Annotated in this window: 22 protein-coding genes and 2 pseudogenes; 7 read left to right on the forward strand and 17 right to left on the reverse strand. The window is 56.1% G+C overall.

Annotated elements, in window-relative coordinates:
• Positions 1 to 173: 173 nt before the first annotated feature.
• Positions 174 to 338: pseudogene (gene tnpB / locus FB593_RS26800) on the forward strand (IS66 family insertion sequence element accessory protein TnpB); the annotation flags it as partial.
• A 76-nt stretch (positions 339 to 414) separates the two neighbouring features.
• Here tnpB (FB593_RS26800) and tnpC read toward each other — a convergent pair.
• The 4 genes and pseudogenes from tnpC to FB593_RS26820 all read right to left on the reverse strand — a co-directional run bounded on the left by tnpC (position 415) and on the right by FB593_RS26820 (position 4,201).
• Positions 415 to 2,006: pseudogene (gene tnpC / locus FB593_RS26805) on the reverse strand (IS66 family transposase).
• Positions 2,007 to 2,080: 74 nt separating this feature from the next.
• Positions 2,081 to 2,425: an IS66 family insertion sequence element accessory protein TnpB gene (gene tnpB / locus FB593_RS26810; RefSeq protein ID WP_145167557.1), complete on the reverse strand. Its 345-nt coding sequence runs from the start codon at positions 2,423 to 2,425 to the stop codon at positions 2,081 to 2,083.
• A complete protein-coding gene (locus FB593_RS26815) occupies positions 2,422 to 2,772 on the reverse strand; it encodes a transposase (RefSeq protein WP_321186349.1) in 351 nt (116 codons plus the stop codon). The genes tnpB (FB593_RS26810) and FB593_RS26815 overlap by 4 nt, the downstream gene beginning before the upstream one ends.
• Positions 2,773 to 3,241: 469 nt before the next feature.
• The gene (locus FB593_RS26820) at positions 3,242 to 4,201 is read right to left on the reverse strand and encodes a helix-turn-helix domain-containing protein (protein WP_145167562.1); all 960 of its coding nucleotides are present in this window, start codon (positions 4,199 to 4,201) and stop codon (positions 3,242 to 3,244) included.
• A 485-nt stretch (positions 4,202 to 4,686) separates the two neighbouring features.
• Between FB593_RS26820 and FB593_RS26825 the strand changes: the two genes are divergently transcribed.
• Positions 4,687 to 5,007: an ArsR/SmtB family transcription factor gene (locus FB593_RS26825; RefSeq protein ID WP_025591476.1), complete on the forward strand. Its 321-nt coding sequence runs from the start codon at positions 4,687 to 4,689 to the stop codon at positions 5,005 to 5,007.
• A gap of 342 nt (positions 5,008 to 5,349) precedes the next feature.
• Here FB593_RS26825 and virB11 read toward each other — a convergent pair whose 3' ends face one another.
• Genes virB11 through FB593_RS28030 form a run of 13 tightly spaced genes read right to left on the reverse strand, consistent with a single transcriptional unit; the run spans position 5,350 to position 15,496 of the window.
• A complete protein-coding gene (gene virB11 / locus FB593_RS26830) occupies positions 5,350 to 6,360 on the reverse strand; it encodes a P-type DNA transfer ATPase VirB11 (protein ID WP_145167564.1) in 1,011 nt (336 codons plus the stop codon).
• 8 nt (positions 6,361 to 6,368) lie between these two features.
• Complete coding sequence (gene virB10 / locus FB593_RS26835; protein ID WP_145167566.1) at positions 6,369 to 7,541, reverse strand: type IV secretion system protein VirB10; 1,173 nt, start codon at positions 7,539 to 7,541, stop codon at positions 6,369 to 6,371.
• A 14-nt stretch (positions 7,542 to 7,555) separates the two neighbouring features.
• Positions 7,556 to 8,410, reverse strand: coding sequence for a P-type conjugative transfer protein VirB9 (virB9, locus tag FB593_RS26840; protein ID WP_162180318.1), 855 nt, complete (start codon positions 8,408 to 8,410; stop codon positions 7,556 to 7,558).
• Complete coding sequence (locus FB593_RS26845) at positions 8,407 to 9,078, reverse strand: virB8 family protein (RefSeq protein ID WP_003517248.1); 672 nt, start codon at positions 9,076 to 9,078, stop codon at positions 8,407 to 8,409. The genes virB9 and FB593_RS26845 overlap by 4 nt, the downstream gene beginning before the upstream one ends.
• Positions 9,079 to 9,081: 3 nt before the next feature.
• Positions 9,082 to 9,348, reverse strand: a complete 267-nt coding sequence (locus tag FB593_RS26850; protein WP_003517250.1) for a hypothetical protein — start codon at positions 9,346 to 9,348, stop codon at positions 9,082 to 9,084.
• Positions 9,349 to 9,383: 35 nt separating this feature from the next.
• Positions 9,384 to 10,319: a type IV secretion system protein gene (locus FB593_RS26855; RefSeq protein ID WP_003517252.1), complete on the reverse strand. Its 936-nt coding sequence runs from the start codon at positions 10,317 to 10,319 to the stop codon at positions 9,384 to 9,386.
• A gap of 4 nt (positions 10,320 to 10,323) precedes the next feature.
• A complete protein-coding gene (locus FB593_RS26860; protein ID WP_003517253.1) occupies positions 10,324 to 10,557 on the reverse strand; it encodes an EexN family lipoprotein in 234 nt (77 codons plus the stop codon).
• Positions 10,554 to 11,252, reverse strand: a complete 699-nt coding sequence (gene virB5 / locus FB593_RS26865) for a P-type DNA transfer protein VirB5 (protein ID WP_145167568.1) — start codon at positions 11,250 to 11,252, stop codon at positions 10,554 to 10,556. The genes FB593_RS26860 and virB5 overlap by 4 nt, the downstream gene beginning before the upstream one ends.
• Positions 11,252 to 13,633: a VirB4 family type IV secretion/conjugal transfer ATPase gene (locus FB593_RS26870; RefSeq protein WP_145167570.1), complete on the reverse strand. Its 2,382-nt coding sequence runs from the start codon at positions 13,631 to 13,633 to the stop codon at positions 11,252 to 11,254. Before FB593_RS26870 ends, virB5 begins: the two co-directional genes overlap by 1 nt.
• Positions 13,626 to 13,967, reverse strand: coding sequence for a type IV secretion system protein VirB3 (locus tag FB593_RS26875; RefSeq protein ID WP_013637408.1), 342 nt, complete (start codon positions 13,965 to 13,967; stop codon positions 13,626 to 13,628). Before FB593_RS26875 ends, FB593_RS26870 begins: the two co-directional genes overlap by 8 nt.
• A 2-nt stretch (positions 13,968 to 13,969) precedes the next feature.
• Positions 13,970 to 14,269: a TrbC/VirB2 family protein gene (locus tag FB593_RS26880; protein WP_145167572.1), complete on the reverse strand. Its 300-nt coding sequence runs from the start codon at positions 14,267 to 14,269 to the stop codon at positions 13,970 to 13,972.
• Complete coding sequence (locus tag FB593_RS26885) at positions 14,266 to 14,955, reverse strand: type IV secretion system protein VirB1 (protein WP_097169950.1); 690 nt, start codon at positions 14,953 to 14,955, stop codon at positions 14,266 to 14,268. Before FB593_RS26885 ends, FB593_RS26880 begins: the two co-directional genes overlap by 4 nt.
• A gap of 1 nt (position 14,956) precedes the next feature.
• Positions 14,957 to 15,496, reverse strand: coding sequence for a hypothetical protein (locus tag FB593_RS28030; protein WP_145167574.1), 540 nt, complete (start codon positions 15,494 to 15,496; stop codon positions 14,957 to 14,959).
• Positions 15,497 to 15,589: 93 nt separating this feature from the next.
• Here FB593_RS28030 and FB593_RS26895 point away from each other — a divergent pair, with 93 nt between their 5' ends.
• The 5 genes from FB593_RS26895 (at position 15,590) to FB593_RS26915 (ending at position 18,587) form a co-directional block, all read left to right on the forward strand.
• Positions 15,590 to 15,952, forward strand: a complete 363-nt coding sequence (locus FB593_RS26895) for a transcriptional regulator (RefSeq protein WP_145167576.1) — start codon at positions 15,590 to 15,592, stop codon at positions 15,950 to 15,952.
• Positions 15,953 to 16,309: 357 nt separating this feature from the next.
• Positions 16,310 to 16,714 carry a host attachment family protein gene (locus tag FB593_RS26900; RefSeq protein ID WP_145167578.1) on the forward strand — a complete coding sequence of 135 codons (405 nt, stop codon included), beginning with the start codon at positions 16,310 to 16,312 and terminating at the stop codon, positions 16,712 to 16,714.
• A gap of 366 nt (positions 16,715 to 17,080) precedes the next feature.
• On the forward strand, positions 17,081 to 17,392 hold the full coding sequence (locus tag FB593_RS26905; protein WP_162694119.1) for a hypothetical protein: 312 nt from the start codon (positions 17,081 to 17,083) through the stop codon (positions 17,390 to 17,392).
• A 179-nt stretch (positions 17,393 to 17,571) separates the two neighbouring features.
• Positions 17,572 to 17,961 carry a hypothetical protein gene (locus FB593_RS26910; protein WP_321186350.1) on the forward strand — a complete coding sequence of 130 codons (390 nt, stop codon included), beginning with the start codon at positions 17,572 to 17,574 and terminating at the stop codon, positions 17,959 to 17,961.
• A 188-nt stretch (positions 17,962 to 18,149) separates the two neighbouring features.
• The gene (locus FB593_RS26915) at positions 18,150 to 18,587 is read left to right on the forward strand and encodes a GNAT family N-acetyltransferase (RefSeq protein WP_145167580.1); all 438 of its coding nucleotides are present in this window, start codon (positions 18,150 to 18,152) and stop codon (positions 18,585 to 18,587) included.
• Positions 18,588 to 18,691: the final 104 nt, after the last annotated feature.

Here is an 18,691-nt window from a genome sequence, read left to right on the forward strand (position 1 = left end):
GCCGAAAAATCCTCCGTTCTCCCTGGCATCCACGTCGGCATAAGTGGGGAATTTTACTTCGGCACTTCTGGGGAAAATTCACGCGGTATTGACACCCGGTTCCGAGTGGTGTGAAGGTCTGGTTGGCGACGGGCCATACCGACATGCGCAAAGGCTTCCCCGGTCTGTCGTTGATGGTGCAGGAGGCGCTGAAGCGTGACCCAATGTGTGGACACCTGTTCATATTCCGCGGCCGCGGCGGTGGCCTGATCGAGGTGATCTGGCATGACGGCCAAGGCGCTTGCCTCTTCACGAAGAAGCTGGAGCGTGGCCGCTTCATCTGGCCATCTGCGACCGATGGCACGGTGGTGATCACCCCCGCGCAGCTCGGTTATCTGCTGGAAGGTATCGACGTAAGCGGCAAGCTGAGGCCGTTCAGGCCTTGTAGCTCCACGGCCGTAAGGGTATGGATTTCGCTGCTAGGCCAGCCGTTTGCAAGGCGCTCGAGCGTCTGCGTGAGCCAGGCCTGGGGATCGACAGAATTCATTTTTGCCGTCTGCAAAGGTGTCGCGATTGTCGCCCATGTCTTGCCGCCGCCGTCGCTGCCGGCGAAGAGACTATTTTTTCTTGTGATCGCCTGAGGTCTGATCGCTCGCTCGACGATGTTGGAGTCGAGCTCGACACGGCCGTCGGTCAGGAAGCGTTCGAAGACGTCACGACGCTTGATCGAGTACCGTAGAGCTTCAGCGAGTTTGGATTTAGTCGACACGCGCGGCAGGGTCGTCTGCCAGAGAGCGAACAGATCTCGGACGATCTCTGCCGCGCGTTCTTGTCGGGCCGCGACACGCGCCTCAGGGCTTTGACCACGGACTGTGTCCTCTATTTCCCACAGCTCTGCCATGCGCTCGACTGTCTCTGTTGCGACCTTGGAGCTCTTGGCGACATGCAATTCATAGAACTTGCGGCGGCTATGTGCCCAGCAGCCAGCCAGAGTAACGCCGTCGTTGCCGCCGTCCTTGCGGACAAGCTTGCTGTAGGCCCCGTACCCGTCAACCTGCAGAATCCCGCGATAGCCGCTGAGGTGCCGTGCCACGCAATCGGTCGCCCGACTGTCTTCGAAGCGATAGGCCACCATCGGCGGACCGCTGCCTCCGAACGGCCGGTCATCCCTGGCATACGCCCATAGCCATGCGGTTTTCGCCGACCCGGACCCAGGCGCAAGCGTCGGCAGGGTCGTCTCGTCGGCAAATATTCGTTCCGCCTTCTTGATTTCGTTGAGGATATAATCGGCGAGGATGTCGAGCTCGAACCCCAGCTTTCCCATCCATTGAGCCATGAGCCTGCGGTCGAGTTCGACCTTGTCGCGGGCGTAAATCGCCTCCTGCCGATAGAGTGGTAGGCCATCGGCATATTTGGACACGGCGATCTGAGCCAGAAGCGCTTCCGTTGGAATGCCCGCCTCAATGATATGTGTCGGGGCCGCAGCCTGGATCACGCCGTCTTCGTTCTTAAAAGCGTATTTGGGACGGCGCGTAACAATGACACGGAACTTCGCTGCAACGACATCCAAGCGTTCGGATATGTCCTCTCCGATCAGGATTTTCGTCTTGCCCGCATGCTCCGGCAAGTCTTCCGGCTCGATCACCACTTCGATACGCTCCAGATGCGCCGCAAAGCCCTTGCGTGGCCTCGGTGGACGTTTGCCATCTTTGTTGATGCCACTCGTAACCTTGGCCCTGATCGCCGCAATACCGGTCTCGATCTCCTCAAAAACAAAAACATGCTGCTCGTCATCAACACTGGCCGCTGCAAGTTTCTCTGAACGCCGCCCGAAGCGCGCGCGGTCAAAAAGCCTTCAGGATCTGTGTCAGCCGCTCGATGCGCTCATCGGCATCAGCATTTCGGGCCTCGAGATCGTCGACCTGCTTTTCCAAAGCCTCGACGCGAGCGGCCTTTTCGGCCATGGCAAGAACCATGGCCTTGAGTGCCTCTACATCATCCGGGAGCTCTATCTCGGGTCGCGTCATGGATATGATCAGAGCATATTTTGCTGTGATCCGCCCGCAGTTTCAGGTACATGATTCAATTCGCCGCAGGGGTTTTACCCAACAATCTCTGGTGGCTTGATGGGTGTTGATCGAACGCGTTTCCAGTCCATTCCATCCACCAAAGCCAGAAGCTGGGCATTGTTGAGCTGGACCCGGCTATGTCCGATGCGCGGCCAGCAGAACCGGGCCTTCTCCAGCCGCTTGGCGTAAAGGCAAACGCCGGAGCCATTCCACCATACGATCTTGATACGGCCTGCTCGTTTCGCCCGGAAGACATAAAGAGCTCCGTTGAACGGATCACTGCCAGCATCTCGAACCAGTGATAGCAAGCTGTCAGGTCCCTTACGGAAGTCGATCGGATGGCTCGCCAAAAAGACTTTCACGTTCGACGGGATCATGCTGACCGCACCGCTCGGATCACGAGACTGAGGTGTGCTTCACCGGCATCCACCCCCGCCCGGATAATAACGTCGCCGATAACCACCTCGATCACCGCCCGCGCGCAAACCGGCCCCGAATCCGCCTCAACAGCCGCAGGCACCAAAGAGCCCCCTTGTCTGGCGCGAGCATCACGACGCCAGCCGAATAATTGTGATGGGTGTATGCCGATGCGACGCGCAATTGCCGAGACACTCGCTCCAGGCTCCATCGCCTCAGCCACCGCTCGCTCCTTGAAATCATCGGACCAACGCCGCCGAAACTGCCGCGGCGCGCCCTCGAAACGTTCCGGAACGGCCTCGTTCATATGAAAGTTTCTAGTCCCAGAGATAGACGCAGACATAGAAGCTCACAGCTGGTGGATAGTCATTACGCAATAGCTGAGCTCGCGCTACTGACGCCAGATGGGGTCAGCTTGCCGCTTACGATTGACGAGGTCACAATTCAAACGTCGCGAGTAATCGCGACTAGTGCGATCCCAATCGATGCCAGAGAGCTTCATCTTCCACTCCCTTGGTTGGCCATCTGTCCCTGAATGAGCCGGCAAGCTTCGATCCATGCATACTGCCTTGCGTTTCAACGTCAATGAACATCACCTGAATATCTGAATGAGCTACTAGAAGCGCAATCGTTTCGGCACCCATCGCCTCTTTCTCGAAGTTGTTCGAGGAGCAGGTGGCGGCTCAGATCGTTATGCTTGACTGATGTCACACATCCTGCAACGCCATTGCCACGCCGAAAAACGAGGCGGATAAATGCCATGGACGATCCAGCGCCTAAAATTCGCCCTTCCGGTGTTGAGATGGGCTGACCCCAAATGCTTTTTTGAAGCTCTGGGTGAAGGCACTTTGGGTTGCAAATCCCCACGTCTGAGAAATCTCCTTTAGGGACCGATCCTTATTCCGATCGATCTCGTCGCGAGCTTTTTCAAGGCGCAAAGCAAGCTGATACTCACTTATTGTTTGTCCCACGCAGTTCAAAAAGGAATATTGCAAAGAACGAACACTGACCCCGCTCAGGCCCGCCAAGAGTTCAGGAGAGCTTCTAGCCGCTGGGTGCGCATGGATATAATCAATCGCTCGACGGACCTGTCGTGGAGCAATGACGGGCACAGGCGCCTCAAGTTTTTGCGTGTAGTTGTTCGGATAGTTTAAAAGAAAACTGTCAACGATCAGATTACCCATACTCGGAGACTGCTTATTCAATGACCTGGCAATTCCTTGTAATGGTGAACCGTTCAGCATTTGAACAAGAGCCGGAAGCCCTTCGAGACTGCCATGATCCAGAGCGCGTTTGCTAAATTCGATCGGCTGAACCACAGGCCGATCGAGCAATATCGACATGCGTCTTGATAATAGAGCGTCTGAGATAACGACTGTTGAATGTTCGCTACCATCAAGGACATCCACGCTGTCGGCGTGCCGGTAGCCAATGACCTGATTAGCCGCAATCGATAGCCTTTCACCCCGGAAGTCATATTCGGTTGCTCCCTTGCTCGCGAAATTAAACAGAACAGCGTCGAACATCGCAATGGGAGTAACGCGATACGAGCCTATCGTCGCCGACCATTCGAAGAATACTTCATCGATTACGGCCAGTTGACCGGTGACCCCGTAGTTGTCGTGTGAGCCCAGTGGCATGACAGCGACGGGAGCATACGCCTCACTCAGATACTCTTCGACTTCCCCAATATCTCTCGACGAGATCTTGAGCTTTTTGTACAGCCCGTCCGACATTTCCCGCACATCCCAACACAGGTTGACGTGATAAAAAGCGCATTAGGTACCAACTCAAATCACCTGAAATGGCATCATATGTCCCTATAATACCCAACGGTGCGGCATCATTTAGATCTGGGAATCAACCGAGGGCATTGCTCCATTTCGGTCGTAATCAGTCATGCTTGCAATCAGCCTCTGCGTTGCCGAAGACGTTCTCAATGTCTAGTGAACGGTTCAGAGGACATTTGTCCGGCACGCTGGCAATAGTCGCAAAAAAATTGCACCTCAGAAACACACCTGCACTTTACAGGTGGCTCATCGGCTTCACGCGCCTTTTGAGAGTGAGAGTTTTCGACTATTCTTAATTATAAAAATTGGCGCCTTACCGGTCGCGGCTCTAAACCTCTAAAAAAGGTTCACGTCGAATGGCTTAGCCAAGGATTATGGCCTAAACGTCCGCGACATAAAGTGGTTTGGATACGGATTTGATACAGAGATGTCTGGATGAGCAATCAATTATTTCGGCCTCCAAGCTTTTGGCGGCGATGGAAAACCCGAAAAGGCTCGCAATACTGCGGATTCTCGTTGACGCCGAAATTCCGGTTGGTGAGCTGGCACACCGGGTTGGCCTCAGCCAATCAGCCTTGTCGCAACACCTCGCCAAGCTGCGCAACGCAAACGTCGTACAAACCCGCCGTGAAGCGCAGGTGATCTACTATTTCAGCCATTCCGATGCCGTGCGGCGTATTTTAGCTACTTTGGAAGCGATTTTCCGCGAGCAGCCGCCTGTGTCTCCGGCTGCTGCGCCAAGCGGGCGATAAATTCGCCCCGGCGCATGAAGCTGGTAACGTTATGGATGGCTTCACTGGATTGGACTGGCTGGCCAGTCAAGATTCCTCGCCGCTTTAGACTGTTTTCTTGATGTATTGTAAGCGGTTGTCCGACCGCATATTGTCCGCTGTCGCCTGATCTGTGATCGACACTCCATGGATGAGTGACAACGAGGATCTTGCAGGCATACGTCAGAGTTGTCTTAAGGTGTACTACGCTTATCGACTTACACGGTTACCGTGCTGCTTTCGGCGCTCTTTACGGAGACACACCCAACAAGAAACATCAGGACCACAATCCGCACCTCGGAACTCCGTGAGTCGCTCAGTTTGCTATTCCGTGGCTCTACACTCACTCCTGAAATACACCTCAGACAGCCGAAAGTTTCCTTTGTGTCGCCTGCACTGAGCAACGATATCTATACTCGCCTTCAAAAAACCCACGATGTCGGCCCGGTCCAGGCCTGCGCCGCCCTGCGACTCCTTAACGAGCAGGACCAGTTGCTCAAAAGCCAATTCGGCCGAGTTCGCATGGACCGTGGTTATTGAGCCAGGATGGCCCGAATTCACGTTCTGGATATAATAAAAGGCCGTCCCATCGCGAAGCTCCTGAAGCAGAATCCTATCCGGCCGCATACGAAGACAGGATTCGAGAAGCTCTTTCGGTCCGGCACGCGAAAGCCCCTGCCCTCCTTTCGAGTAGAACAAGCGCACGTGGTTCGGTTGTGAGATAACGAGCTCGGGAGTGTCCTCGATTGAAATGACCCTCTCGTTTTCGGGAATATGCTTGATCAATGCTTTGGAAAGCGTCGTTTTCGCCGAACCTGTGGCGCCAGAAATGATGATGTTTTTTCGAGCGATGACGGCCTGCCGCAGGAAATCCTTAAAACGGCCGGCACGATATGTTTCACACAGTTCCTCATCCTGCGCGGAGGAGGAGCTACTGGTCGCTGCGCACGCTGTCTGGAAAAATCCCTTTTCCTCCAGATCATCAAGACTGAAGTCGACCGAAGAAGGCTTGCGGATTGTCATGCTGACAGTGTCATTGATGGTCGCCGGGGGGATGACGATCTGGATTCTTTCGTTCCCGGGTAGCGTCGCCGACAATATTGGACGCGTCTCATCAATCGACTGATGGGAAAAACTTGCGACTGCCCGGGCAAGACGCATGAGCTTTTCGAAGGTCAGCTCCGGCATTTCATAGGTCCGCCACCCACCGGGACCTTCCGTCAACACCTGCCCGGGCCGATTGACGATCACCTCTAGGAGAGACTTGTCCTGAAGGAATGTCGAAAACGGTTTCATCAGCTCGCTGACGACAGCCGAGTCCTGCCTCTCTGCCATTTCGCGCCCTATTTCGTTAGGAGCGTCGATCGTGACGCGAAATCCCCCAGGACCGCACGATCGAAAACGCGGTTTCTGGGTTCGGTCACCCTAAGACCGTAGATGCCGGAAAAGTCGAGATCGCGAGCGACAAAGATCGAAACCGGTTCACCTTGGTGCTTATTGAGTGTCGGCGGGATATTGATGGACTGCTCGACCGCGATGGCGGCCGCCTGTTGACTGGCACCCGTTGTTTTTTGCGCGTCGACATCGCTGTCCTGCAGCCGACCGCTTGCATAGTTCGTCGCGTCCCCGACAATGGAAAGCAGAAGAGCGCTGCCGAACCGCTCCCACCAATGGGTGTCGACATGGCCGTCGACACCGGCACGACCAAGTGCGTCGGTTGCTGGTGATGCGAGAGTGACGATAACGCCCTTCGGCGTTTTCGCGCGATTCCAGAGAATGAACAGGCGCTTTTGCCCGCGTTGAAGCCCTACACGATATTCGCCGACAACCTGCGTGCCCTTTTCCATCAAGACCACCCTGCCATTGTCAGAGAGAACATCGCGGTTGATCACACAAGTGGTAAATCCCGGCTGGTCGGATGCTAACGCGGTTTCAAGAACGCAGGGAATGGTCGTTCCCATCGCGACGATGAAATTGCGGTTTCCGAGTGTACCGGCCCTTGAGCCTTCAAGCCGCGTTGGCCGCAGCAGGCCACCGAAACGATGCTGCTCATTGTTTTGCTGGTTCTGAACAGACATATTGTTGTCGAGCGGCACGAAATTGCTGTTGTCGGAAGGATAAGAGCTGTCGCTTTCCCTCAACTCTTTCCGATTCCTCTGCCCTCCACTGAAGGCCATCACGGGCGCGCGGCGGGCGGAATCGAGCAGCTTATCCTGCTCTTCAATGACCGGTTCGACGACAGGCGTTGGCAATTTTACTTCAGGGAGCGCCTGGTCCGGTTCAACTTTCTCTTTTGCGGCCTCGAAGGGGGTCGTCTGGCGAATAATGATCCGTTCGGGCTGAAGATTTTCATCCCTTCCCTTCTTTCCCGTCGTCGACCAAAGCGCGAAGCTGATAAACGCGATGATCGCAATGGCAACAGCGCCGCGTTTCAAGAGAGGGCTGTTGTCGATCTGACGACTGGTGACGGTTTCGGCACGCTCTCCGGGGATGCGATCCTCGTCTTCCTGAGCCATGACTGTTCCCTTCCCTATTGCCCGGTAACGTCGCGCTTCACGACGCGCTCCACCGAAGGAGACGTTGTGTTGGTGTCAGGATTGATACCGACGCGGTCGTAGGCTTCGTTGAAGACGCAGAGCACATCCTTGCCCCGACGCAGGATGAACTTGCGGCTGATCGCGTGCACCATCACCAGATCTCCATCGACCGACTTCGGAACAAGGCTTTCGGAGCCATCGGAGTTCTCCATATAGATCGCGGGCATTTCCTGGTTACCCACAAAGGCGAACGTTGTAATCTTGCCGTTGTCGTAGACGCTTTGCGGCTCCAGTGCCTGCGATCCCTGAGAAGAATAGCGCCAGTTTCGAGGGCCATAGGCTTCGTGAAGCGCCAGCACATTGTCGGCGTCCTTCGCCTGGGCCGCGAGAGCCCTCGACGCTGCCTGCTGGCGGCGAAGCTCGGCGTCATCGCCTGGATACCTGTACTTCACGTAGAAGTAGGTGTTTTGACCAGCCTCCACGGAGCCATCGCGCGCCGTCAGTTCCATCTGGTAGCTGCGGGTCGAGCCATCCCTGCGCGTCGTAACCACGGAAATATTCGTCACCGGCTGGCTCTCGCGTGGCTTCAGGAACAGGATGTTGCCGGCCGGCGCAACTTCCCAGGCGACGCTATTGCCGAGCGCGACATGGGCGATTTCCTCGTCCGCCGCGAACTCGACCTGTACGGATGACCGCAGAGTGCCGACCACCCGCGTGATGTTGTAGGGTTGGTAGTTCACGAACCGGATACGACTGTCTTGCGAGGCACCTCGGGGTATCTCAAGCGCAAACGCCGGCGACATCGAAAGGGTCACGATGAGTGCAGGAATTCGAGGGATGCGCATCATCTCACCTCCTCCGGATCAGCGCGATACTCGCTGACGACGAAACCGAGCGGGTTTACGAGCCGGTCCGTCGAGGACATCGGAGCGTTCGCGTAGGAATAGGTGATCGACGCAACCCAATGGGTCGTTCGTACTTCCTCGCCACGCGTGATGGTTCGCATGTAGCGTACGGAAACGACATTCTGATTGATGAGGGAGATTGAAGCGATATCGATCCTTGCTGTAGCCCCGCGACCATAGGTATTCTGGGGCGATTGCGGGTTGCTGCCACGGTAGAGGGCCGCGAAACGCGTTTGCTCCGCTTGCGTCGACAAGAGGGCGATGGTGCGGAAATTTTCCTGTGCTTCACTCCAGACGTAACCCTCGCGGGCCCGGACATATTTTGCAGCGAAATATTTCGTCACCGCCTCATCGTAGGTGCCAGCCGTCGATGTCAGCGCTGACACGACGTCGACAATGCCGGTCGAATTGTCGACGCGCACCACAAAGGGTTCAACCGTCTTGAGGGGTGTGAGACACGCGACCGCGAAGACGGCTACAGCGGCGACAATGCCTGAAACTATGGCGATCGACCAGGCAATCCTGTTCGATCGCTCGACCTGGATCATCCGGTCCTGGTCGAAACGACGTGCTTTGTCGAAGTAGCTCTTGAGATTATCTGTCGTCACCATGTTTCATCCCTCACAGCGGCGATAGGAACCGTCGATGTCCAGATGCGCAAAAGCGGAAGTCTCGCTGGCCTCTTCTACGAAAGGTGTGAGGGACGTGGACGAACTCGTGTTGGATTGCTGCTGTTTCAGCTTGCTGCCGCCCTCCCAGTCCCACATCGAGCGGTTCAATGGGCGGCGCGAATAGCCGTCGCAGTTCGGCAATGGGTAGGTCATCGAAGCGCAGCCGACAAGCGTGGCTGAGAAGGCGAGTAACAGGGCAGGCTTAATCATTCAGCAGGCCTTTATCTAATGTTCTGGAATGGGTGTCATACGCCGGCATTTCTTGATCCGAAGGCGCGGCGGGCAAACCGAGCACCGCGACCGATCATCCGGCCGGTGTGGGAGGCTGCTCTGGCCAGCATGCCTTCATGCGCATCGCGTGCGGTCGTGTAACCATAGACCAGCGAGGCGCCGCCAGACGCCAGCGCCGATGCAATGCCAGGTAGCTGGTAGAATATGTACAGGGCAGCTATCCCGATGGCACAAAAAGCAATAGGGCGCATAAGGACGTCGCTGTAGCTGTCGATTGCGGTGAAGGTCGAGTCGAGGCAGGAGATCAAAAGCGAACCGACGGCAACGACAAGGACCTGAAGGATCACGAAGTTTGCGAGCTGCCCGATCCAGGACTCGGTAAAACGGCGCGTCGATTGAAACATGGCAAGCGCAATGAAAATCGGCCCGATCGCCAGGACGATCGCCAGCGCCAACCGTGCATAAAGGGAAACAACATAACCGATCCCCGCCACCAGAAAGCTGACGCCGATCACCATGATGCCGCCCACACCTGTGACGATGTCAATCGGCCAGGAAGCCCTGGTCCAGATATCGGTCGCAGAGGCCTGGCCCTTGTCGAGCAGACTGTCAAAGGTGCTGGCACTCGGCGCCGTACCTGCATTCAGCGCCTGAGCGATCTCGCGTGGCAAAACATCGAAGAAGATGTTTGTGACATAGGTCTGATATTCGCCGGCGTTCTTCACCAGCATCACTATGATCGCGAGCTTCATCGCGCGGAAGGCGAAGTCAAGGATAGGTTCCTGGACCGAGCCCCGAAGGATGAGATAGCCGTAGAGGACGACGTAGAGGGTCACTGCCACCGTCAACGGACCAGCGACCCATTCTGCTATGTTCGACGTCCCATCCGAGACGAAAGTCTCCAACGGCCGCTTGAACTGACCGTCGATAAACTCAAACACCTGGTACATTTGGTCAGCCTCCCAATGCCTTGCGCATGTTCTGGAGCCGGAGCTTAACCTCGGCCGCTTCCGCGTTCTGGCAATTGGGCGTCTGGCGCAATGCACCCGGGTTGTTGCGGCACTCGGTAATCGTACGGGACAGCAATTCGGTGTCGGCGACGAACTCGTCCACCGTATGAGTTCGCTCCGCCTCTTGCGAACAAGCCGACAAGAGCACCAGGGAAAGGACGATGAGGGTGCACTTCACTGCAGCGCCGCCTTCATATTGTCCATCCGTTGGCGCCAGTCCTCCGCCTTGCGCTGTTCGTCGACCTGGTTCTGCGCCTGCTGCACCATCCTCAGCCCCTCCATCCGCAGGACGTCGGTCTGAAGAAATGCCTGTTCGACCTGTAGCCGAGCCTGCAGGTCGGCAATCTCTTTGGCGTCGCCAGCCGTGGAAATCTTTCCCCGCAGCTGATCAATCCCGTCGATGCGCTTGGTCGCGGCATCGTAGATCTGCTCACCAAGGCTCATTTGCCCGGCATTCTTGTTCTGAAGCCGGGACAATTCCTGAGCGTAGAAATCATCGGCGTCAGTCCGGTAGGTCGAGTTACCTTCCAGAAACCTTGAGGCGGAATCACCGAACACGCCGGTGCCGTTGCCTTTGAGCAATCCCTCGATGGCAGCGAAGTCGGAGGGAAGCGCCTTGCGGATCGCCGGATCGTTGAGAACGTTGGCGACATCCGCCATATCGGTCAGCTTGTTGAGCGAGCCATAAAGCTGCCGAGCCTGGCCGATCTGCTCATTGAGCGCGTCGAGTTGCGACTTGAGCTGCGCGATGCTCTCGATCTGCTTGGCAATCGCAGCCTGATCGTTGACAGGAATCCCCTGCCCTGACGCGCCTTCAGCGGCAAGCATGAGCACCGCGCTGAGCAGTACGCCATGAAGTCGATAGGAAGTCATCAGCTAGCACTCCTTCGCTGTTGGAAAATGGGAAGCCAGTTCTCGACGTCGTCTCCAACCTCCGCGCGGATCGCGTCGAGAAGTTCGACATTGGCGGTCCGGCCGGAGAGGATGGCGAGCTCGTCATCGAAGCCGTTGAGATCGAGCTCGGCAACGACGCTGTTGTGTCCTTGCTTCAACACGAACCTCCGGCTTTCAACGGAAAGCTCGCGCGCTATCAATTCGTATTCGCGCTCGGTGAGCTTGAATCCATCGACATAGTCGGCATGGTTGCCGCGCGAGTTGGGCAGGAAGATCTGTGTCGGGCATTGCTCGATGATCGTGTGCGCGATTGGCGAGTTCAGCGCGTCGCGCGGGCTTTGCGTGGCAAACAGCATCAACCCATTTTGTTTGCGGATGGTCTTCAGCTTGTTTTGCGCAAGATCGCGGAACCCCTCGTCCTGTAGCGCCTTCCAGAATTCGTCGATGACGATGATGATCCGGCGGCCATCGATCATCTGCTCGACGCGATGGAAGAGATAGGCCATCAGCGGTGTGCGAATTTCCTCGTTGTCGAGGAAGTCGGTCATGTCGTAGCCGATGAACTTCCCTGATCCGCCGAAATCCCCAAATCCGATATCTTCGATGACATTGTCGAAGACCCAGCCGAGCGGCCCTCCCTCCTCCCACCGGCGGAGCCTCGCCGCGATACCTTCCGGATCCGTATTGTTGAGGAAAGCCCGCAGCGCCCCTATTGTCCGTCGCTCAGCGGGCAGGTCGGCAAGGCCGTCGATCGCGCCGGAGATGTCGCGAAGTTCGGTGACAGTCAGTTCCCGCGCCCCTGAACCCACAAGCTTGCCGATCCAGCGCGCCAGGAACACCTTGTTCTCCGGCGTCAGGTTGAGGGCCTTTAAGGGAGCGCAGCCGGTGGGGACCCCGTTCTTTAGCGGCAGGTAGGTGCCTCCGGCGGCGCGAACATAAAGGTCCGCGCCGCGATCCTTGTCGAAGAACACCACGTGCGGGTCGTGTTTCTCGAGCTGTGACAGCATGAAATTGACAATCACGGTTTTGCCCGCGCCCGACGGACCGCACATGAAGGTGTTGCCCAGATCGCCATAATGGAGATTGAAGTAGTAGGGCGAGCCTGAAGCGGTCTTGAGCAGGGCGACGGCGGGTCCCCACTCATTGCCGTCCTTCTGTCCGATCGGATAGGAATGGAACGGTGACAATGCTGCGAAGTTCTTCGAGCTGATCGCGCCTGAGCGCGCGCGGTAACGAAAATTGCCCGGAAGTTGCGCCCACCATGCCGCTTCGAGACCAAGATCCTCGCGCGCAACGACAGCCCCGCCATTGGTCAGGCTGGCGCGAACCTTTGCCAGATTGTCGGTTAATTCCTTTAACGTGGTCGCAAAGACGGAGAGTGTCAGGTGATGCTCGCCGATCACGAAGCGGTTGGACTCCAGGTCGTCCATCGCATCGTCAAGTTCATCGATTTGCGAAGCCGCCTTGTCGCCGCTGCTCACCAACTGGTTTTGCTTACGCCCCATGATGACGCGAGCGTCCGCCTTCGACACAAAGCAGAACGACTGTGAGAGAATGAGCTCAAACGGACTGTTTAGAACTCCGTCCAGCATGCCTGTCCTGGTGCGGGCTGGATATTCCTTAAAGCTCAGCATGCCGGCAAAGCGGCTTTCTGCCTCATGCCGGATCTCGATCGTTTCCCGACCTATGATTACGCGATCAGAGTAAATTGCCGAGGCGACGCGACCTTCGGTAAGCGGCACACGCTCACGCCTCCCGCCGACGAGCTGGTGCAGCACCTCGCTCGGTTCAGAGAAGAGCATGCCTTCCTGTTCGTAAAGAGAAAGGACCCGTGGCTCAAAGCGCCTCAAGCCCGCCACTACGTTGACGACTTTGTCCTTCAGCTGTTTCAGAGCCTCTTCATCCAGCTCCATATCGAGTCGTTTTGACCGTCGAAGGTACGACAGCAGCTTCCCCGCCTTGTCTGCAGGGCCACGCGCTGGCGACCAAAGGACGGTCAGATAGAGATCGTTGCGGAAAAGGTGCTCGCGCGCCATGCGTTCCCGGTATTTCTTGTTGAGCGAGGCGGAGAATGGCGTTGCGAACGTTCCGCCCGGATAGTCGCTATCCCTGCGCCGAATGAGATGGGTCCAGATCGCGAGCCGCTCATCGGCAATATTTCGATAGAGCGTGTTGAGGTCGCGATGGAGCGCGTTGATGTCGAGCAGATCAGCAGTTTCGAACGATACGCCTGCGAGCGCGACCATGACCATGAGTGTCCGGGACTCGAGCGCGATTGTCGTCTCGTCGATGTGCCGCACGTAGGGGATAAAAGCCTCTGGCGTGAGTTCGCGTGATCTAAGGGTGGCGATGTCAGGCAATTCCAATATCCCTTTCGTCGAAGCGGCGTGTCAGTCTCAGAGGGGAAAGTGTTGCCCCGCCCCAATAGGCACCGTTGCGTGAACGGCCGCGTGTCTCGACCCAGGCGAGCAGGATGCGGAACATGTTGTGATCGTGCTTGACGAGCGCTTTGAAGATGAGATGGAAAACGATGCCGACGAACGCGTAGGCGATAGATCCGGCGACGATGTAGAGGATCGTCGTGACCATGATGTTGAAGCCCATCGCCTCCATCGTGACACCGGCAATCATCGCGGGACGCGTACACGCGATGAAGAGTGTGTCTTCTTCGAGAACCGTTTGTCCGCCCACCATCTTCAGGCTCCGACGATGGTGTTGACGAGTTCGGTGGCGCCAAAGATGCCGCCAATTCCGATGATCCAGAAGCCCGCTCGCCTCAGGTCCATATAACCAAACATCCAGGCGATGCAGATGACGATGACCGCAATCACAGCGAGAAGCTTGGCAATGTTTCCCGTCAACATGTCGACGATGTTCTGCAGGACGGTTTCGATGCCAGCGGCTTGCGCGAAGGCGGGCTCAACCATCGTCACTACAATGGCGGCAGCCATGACGGACGAAGCGACGACGGATCTGATCCGGGAACTGATTATCATTCACTCTGCTCCAATTCCAATTGATTGTCTTGAAACACCAGGACGGATGAACGGCTTCGGGTCTTGAAGACGTCCCACGCGGACGCCGCCGAGATCGCGTGTGCTTCCCCCGGAGTGTTTTCCGCCACCACTTCGGCAACGACGTCTGCTTGGGAAGAATTCGCCGACACGTTTGTCTGCAACCCTTTTCCCGTGTCGCCCATTGTAAATCGAGCCACTGTCGGTCCGAGCCGTTCGATTTCGCGGCGAACCTGATCGCCATAGTTGACCACGCCCCCGACCGACGGATCGTCACGTCCATAGCAGGATTGCAGCACCTGCTCGGCCCTGGGACTGTCAGCACCCACCTTCACCGAGAGGCAGCAATAGCCGTCGGATGGCGTCGCTGGAGCTTTCAGGTTAAGGCAGCGAGCGAAAGCGGCTGGTATCGAGAGGTTCAATCTGCGCAGTTCTTCCGGCCCGACCCCGTCGGGACCAATGTGTATGTCATGGCATGTTGCCTCCGAGGATGCGGCGACTTCGATTACATCGGCCTTGGTCGCAGGTTGCCGCCCGAGCGGTGCACGGCTGTTGATCCTGATGGTGAACGGAGCGAACCGGCTTTCGGGGCTGACCACACCCGCAAGTGCCTCCGATGCAACGAAGGGTGCGCAGGTCTGCGCAAGATCTGAGAAGACAACGGGCATGTCAGAACCACACCCTCTGCGTGCCGACGCCCTCAATCGTCACATCGACGTATCGAGGTTTCTCGCGGACCAGGGGTCGCGCCACGGTATTGGCCAGGCATTGGTATCGCCCGTCTACCCTTTGCCACCTCGGTGACGTGACAGAGCCTTTGTTCGGATCGCCACCGTCTCGATCTCGCTGGCAAAAGCTATCGCTCACGGCTTGCAGCGACGTGGAAATGCACGTCGCGTCACGTCCCCTGGGACCGTAGCCAGCAGATAAGCGGTAGCCGGCGTTGCAGTAATATGGTTCGTAAAGAGGGCGAGAGGTCTGAAAACCCGCGCCTGCGCAAGTTGGAAACGAACGCCCTTTTGCCAACCACCTCCAAAGCTTCTCGATGGGCGGCCTGCATTCGCCATACTGGGTCGGACCGCCGGGATTGGATAAGCACAGGATAACCTGGCACCCCCATTCGTCGGCACGAGCGCTTCGCTCCGAAATGGTATAGAGTGAAACGAACCCTGACGCTGCTATGATCATTCGAAAGAAAAGGCCCTTCATGCCCCCTACCCTCCGTCTTCCTAAATATCCGCCTCAACTGAACGGCGACTCGTCTCAATTATTTGACTATTCAAATAATAGATAGTTAAAACGATGGCAAGCAATTTAAGTGAAAGATGGCAGAGTCAGGCCTTGTCCATATTTGCGGTGCGTGAAATCCTGGAGAAGCCGATCGACGGTGAATCGGCGCAGTCGCGCATCAAACAGATCGGCATGATGAATATTCTCTATCTGATGCACCAGGCGCATCAGAAGTTAACACTTTCAAATGTGATTGATGTTACCGGAATGACGCGTGGTGGGGTGATCGAAACCATTGAACTCTTGGTCCGGCGGGGCATCCTTACAGAAACGCTGGGAAGAAACTCAATGGGACGAGGAACGGCTCGGCAGTTTGAGTTTGCCCCGCAGGTTTTTGCCGCGCTTGGTGGTGCCACGGCGACCGGAAATGCGTGATTTTACCAAGTATGTTTTATACAGTATAAGTGTGGACGCCGCTTTAGATTAAAGGGTCGGCATGTCCATGCCGTACCGCTCACCAGCATTATCGCGAAGATTTTCGCTGCAGATGCATACTGCCAAGTTCGTTCCAGGGGTCTGCGTTTGGTACAGCAGCCTCGACTGACCCTCTGCCACAGCGATGGCGCGAGGCCGGCATCAAGCATTTGCTGGGGTGACTGATCACGGCGATACGCCAATCCTGTAGTTTTGTCGGGCCGACTGCGGAACGGATAGTCTGTAGCGGGGTTATTTTCTGACAGAAACAAGCAGGGTCGGTCATCTGGGCTCGAGCTGCTCACCAAGGAGATCAACATGAACCTTCCGCAGAACACGGTCGTTGCCGTTGCCGATGGCGAAAAGCTTAGCCTTTTTCGGAACGACGGAGATGCGGCGACTGTCAATCTGACTGCGTTGCCAGATCCGGCGATCGACAGCTCGAAGATCTCTTCCGGCGCCCGACATTCCAGTAGCTCGGCTAATCCTGACGATAGTCAGCAAGACGAAGACGGGTTTGGTGCGGGTGTTACGGATATGCTGAACAAGCAGGTGCTTGAGGGCAAGATCAAAAGTCTGGTGATTATCGCGGCACCGCGCACACTGGGCGAGATGCGCAAGGGCTACCATAAGTCGTTGTCGGACGTTCTTATTGGAGAACTGGATAAAGATCTGACTGGCCATTCTTTGCAGGATATCGAGAAAGCACTCACTATCGCTTAAATCCTGCATAAACGGCGTGATCGGCCCCGCCATCCCCGGCGGGGTTTTTGCTTAGCGGTCGTTGGGAATGTAGCGAATCGGCAACAATGTAGTGTTTCCAAATTTCGCTAGTTTGTTCCTGACAGGAACGACGCCGCGACTTTTTGCTTACGTCTTATTTTAGGAGATGGCGGGACTGATCTGAATAGCCGGTACGGAGGCGCAAAGCTGACGTCACTCCCGAATTGGCCCAAAGGGGAAAAGAAAGTGGCATGCACTCCGACCGTGAGGGCGACGAGACCACAATTGCCCAGCTGCGTCTGAGCGAGGGAACAAACCGGACGAAATCTCCGTTGCTCGTCATAATTGTTTATTTGGAGGCGTGTCATGAAACTCAAGCTGGCTCTGAGCGTGATCCTGGGCGTTACCTTCACGGCAGCAGTCGCGGAAGCGCGGACTCAATGGCATCTTTACGGTACGGTTCCGGTGACGGGTGACTACGTACGTGAGATCGCCTATCGGTCAGCATTCGACAGATGCAGTTTTGAATCTTACCCATCATACCACCCCGTCGGTATTTATGCAGGTGCGTATGGCTCTCCCGAAATGCGCAGATGCATGTACCGTATGGGTTTCATCTTGGAAAATGGTGAGCCTCTCGCATACCCCGTGAGGAAGGCGACCTCCCTGTTAAGGTAATAAGACGCCAAAATATGTAAGATCGAAGCGTCTGACAGCCACCGTTTCAATTACGATTAACTTGATACGTTTACGGCCCCGGTTCCTCATCAAAGAGGAGCCATTTTGGTTTTCTGAGTGACTCGCGTATTGAAATCCGGCTTCCGAATATCGACTTTCAGGATAACCTGGAGGTCGAAATGATCTACATTGTCATCGCGTTATGCGCGCTCGTCACAGCATTCTTTGCTTGCCGGTACTATGCCGCCAAGATTCTGCTTGTCGAACACGATATCGACAAAGCTATCACACGGAAATTTGAGTCGAGTGGGAAGGCTATTGAGCTCGCGAAACTTCGAGAAGAAAACGCAGTGATGCGAAACCTTTTGCTCGACCTTCTGGAAAACGAAGTGGCTTTTCCGGTGCAGCAGGCAACGGTATCAGTCGACGACTTATTCAGGATGAAAGCAACCAAGATCCAAAGGTATCGCGAGATACTGGCCGAATCCCGGCACGTCTTGCAACAGCGTGAGGCCAGTCGCGTTTTCGGGCTCTCCAGCTCACTTAAGAGTACCGAGCGCAGGATGTAAGGTTCAACACACACTCAGCGAAAAATAGCAAGAAACCGAGCAACGGGGATGACGGAAAAGCCGACGGCAACCCTTCTTGCAGCAGAGCGTCTCCTGTCGGCCCGAAGCGGTCATGCCGATGGCCGTCACGATACTTTCGAATGTAGGTGGTATCGGAGGGGGATTCGCTGAAAATACAGAGCACGGTTATGGCTGTAGAGATTAGACTTGCTGAAACGAGTGATGTTTCAGCCCTATTTTATGTCCGGACTTCGGTGTGGGAGAACCACATATCGCGAGAGCGTCTTGCTGAGTTCGGCATTACCGACAGCTCAGTCTCTGAGATGATTTCTGCTTCCCCATGTGCTTGGGTTGCTGTCTTGAGTAATGAAATCGTTGGCTTCTCGATGGTTGATGTGGCTGACGCTTCTCTTTTTGCGGCGTTCATTCTCCCCGCACATGAGGGAAAGGGCTTGGGTACCCAACTCGTGCTTGTAGCAGAGGATGAGCTATTTCAGCACCACTCTGAAATCTGGCTTGAAACCGACAAGGACAGCCGTGCGGCGGGCTTCTACAGGCATCTCGGCTGGGGCAACGAGCGCGAGGCGAAGGGTAACCAAATTCGGCTTACGAAGACACGGCCCTGATGTCTCCTCTTGGCGGATACCGTTGAAAAACACCTATTGATCGTCGGGTCTCAAACATCCACCTTTAACGAGGTTGCGCGGAAGAAAGGTACTCTATGGAGAGG

Origin of the sequence: Rhizobium sp. SJZ105 (assembly GCF_007828365.1) — a bacterium.
GTDB classification, from domain to species: Bacteria; Pseudomonadota; Alphaproteobacteria; order Rhizobiales; family Rhizobiaceae; genus Agrobacterium; species Agrobacterium tumefaciens.

What these genes read in the sequence shown, in the direction of transcription:
- tnpB (WP_145167557.1), bottom strand. Translation starts at nt 2,425, where the DNA reads ATGATCCCGTCGAACGTGAAAGTCTTTTTGGCGAGCCATCCGATCGAC.
- FB593_RS26815 (WP_321186349.1), bottom strand. Translation starts at nt 2,772, where the DNA reads ATGAACGAGGCCGTTCCGGAACGTTTCGAGGGCGCGCCGCGGCAGTTT.
- FB593_RS26820 (WP_145167562.1), bottom strand. Translation starts at nt 4,201, where the DNA reads ATGTCGGACGGGCTGTACAAAAAGCTCAAGATCTCGTCGAGAGATATT.
- virB11 (WP_145167564.1), bottom strand. Translation starts at nt 6,360, where the DNA reads ATGGCAGAGAGGCAGGACTCGGCTGTCGTCAGCGAGCTGATGAAACCG.
- virB10 (WP_145167566.1), bottom strand. Translation starts at nt 7,541, where the DNA reads ATGGCTCAGGAAGACGAGGATCGCATCCCCGGAGAGCGTGCCGAAACC.
- virB9 (WP_162180318.1), bottom strand. Translation starts at nt 8,410, where the DNA reads ATGATGCGCATCCCTCGAATTCCTGCACTCATCGTGACCCTTTCGATG.
- FB593_RS26845 (WP_003517248.1), bottom strand. Translation starts at nt 9,078, where the DNA reads ATGGTGACGACAGATAATCTCAAGAGCTACTTCGACAAAGCACGTCGT.
- FB593_RS26850 (WP_003517250.1), bottom strand. Translation starts at nt 9,348, where the DNA reads ATGATTAAGCCTGCCCTGTTACTCGCCTTCTCAGCCACGCTTGTCGGC.
- FB593_RS26855 (WP_003517252.1), bottom strand. Translation starts at nt 10,319, where the DNA reads ATGTACCAGGTGTTTGAGTTTATCGACGGTCAGTTCAAGCGGCCGTTG.
- virB5 (WP_145167568.1), bottom strand. Translation starts at nt 11,252, where the DNA reads ATGACTTCCTATCGACTTCATGGCGTACTGCTCAGCGCGGTGCTCATG.
- FB593_RS26875 (WP_013637408.1), bottom strand. Translation starts at nt 13,967, where the DNA reads ATGGTGGGCGGACAAACGGTTCTCGAAGAAGACACACTCTTCATCGCG.
- FB593_RS26880 (WP_145167572.1), bottom strand. Translation starts at nt 14,269, where the DNA reads ATGATAATCAGTTCCCGGATCAGATCCGTCGTCGCTTCGTCCGTCATG.
- FB593_RS26885 (WP_097169950.1), bottom strand. Translation starts at nt 14,955, where the DNA reads ATGCCCGTTGTCTTCTCAGATCTTGCGCAGACCTGCGCACCCTTCGTT.
- FB593_RS28030 (WP_145167574.1), bottom strand. Translation starts at nt 15,496, where the DNA reads ATGAAGGGCCTTTTCTTTCGAATGATCATAGCAGCGTCAGGGTTCGTT.
- FB593_RS26895 (WP_145167576.1), top strand. Translation starts at nt 15,590, where the DNA reads ATGGCAAGCAATTTAAGTGAAAGATGGCAGAGTCAGGCCTTGTCCATA.
- FB593_RS26900 (WP_145167578.1), top strand. Translation starts at nt 16,310, where the DNA reads ATGAACCTTCCGCAGAACACGGTCGTTGCCGTTGCCGATGGCGAAAAG.
- FB593_RS26905 (WP_162694119.1), top strand. Translation starts at nt 17,081, where the DNA reads ATGAAACTCAAGCTGGCTCTGAGCGTGATCCTGGGCGTTACCTTCACG.
- FB593_RS26910 (WP_321186350.1), top strand. Translation starts at nt 17,572, where the DNA reads ATGATCTACATTGTCATCGCGTTATGCGCGCTCGTCACAGCATTCTTT.
- FB593_RS26915 (WP_145167580.1), top strand. Translation starts at nt 18,150, where the DNA reads ATGGCTGTAGAGATTAGACTTGCTGAAACGAGTGATGTTTCAGCCCTA.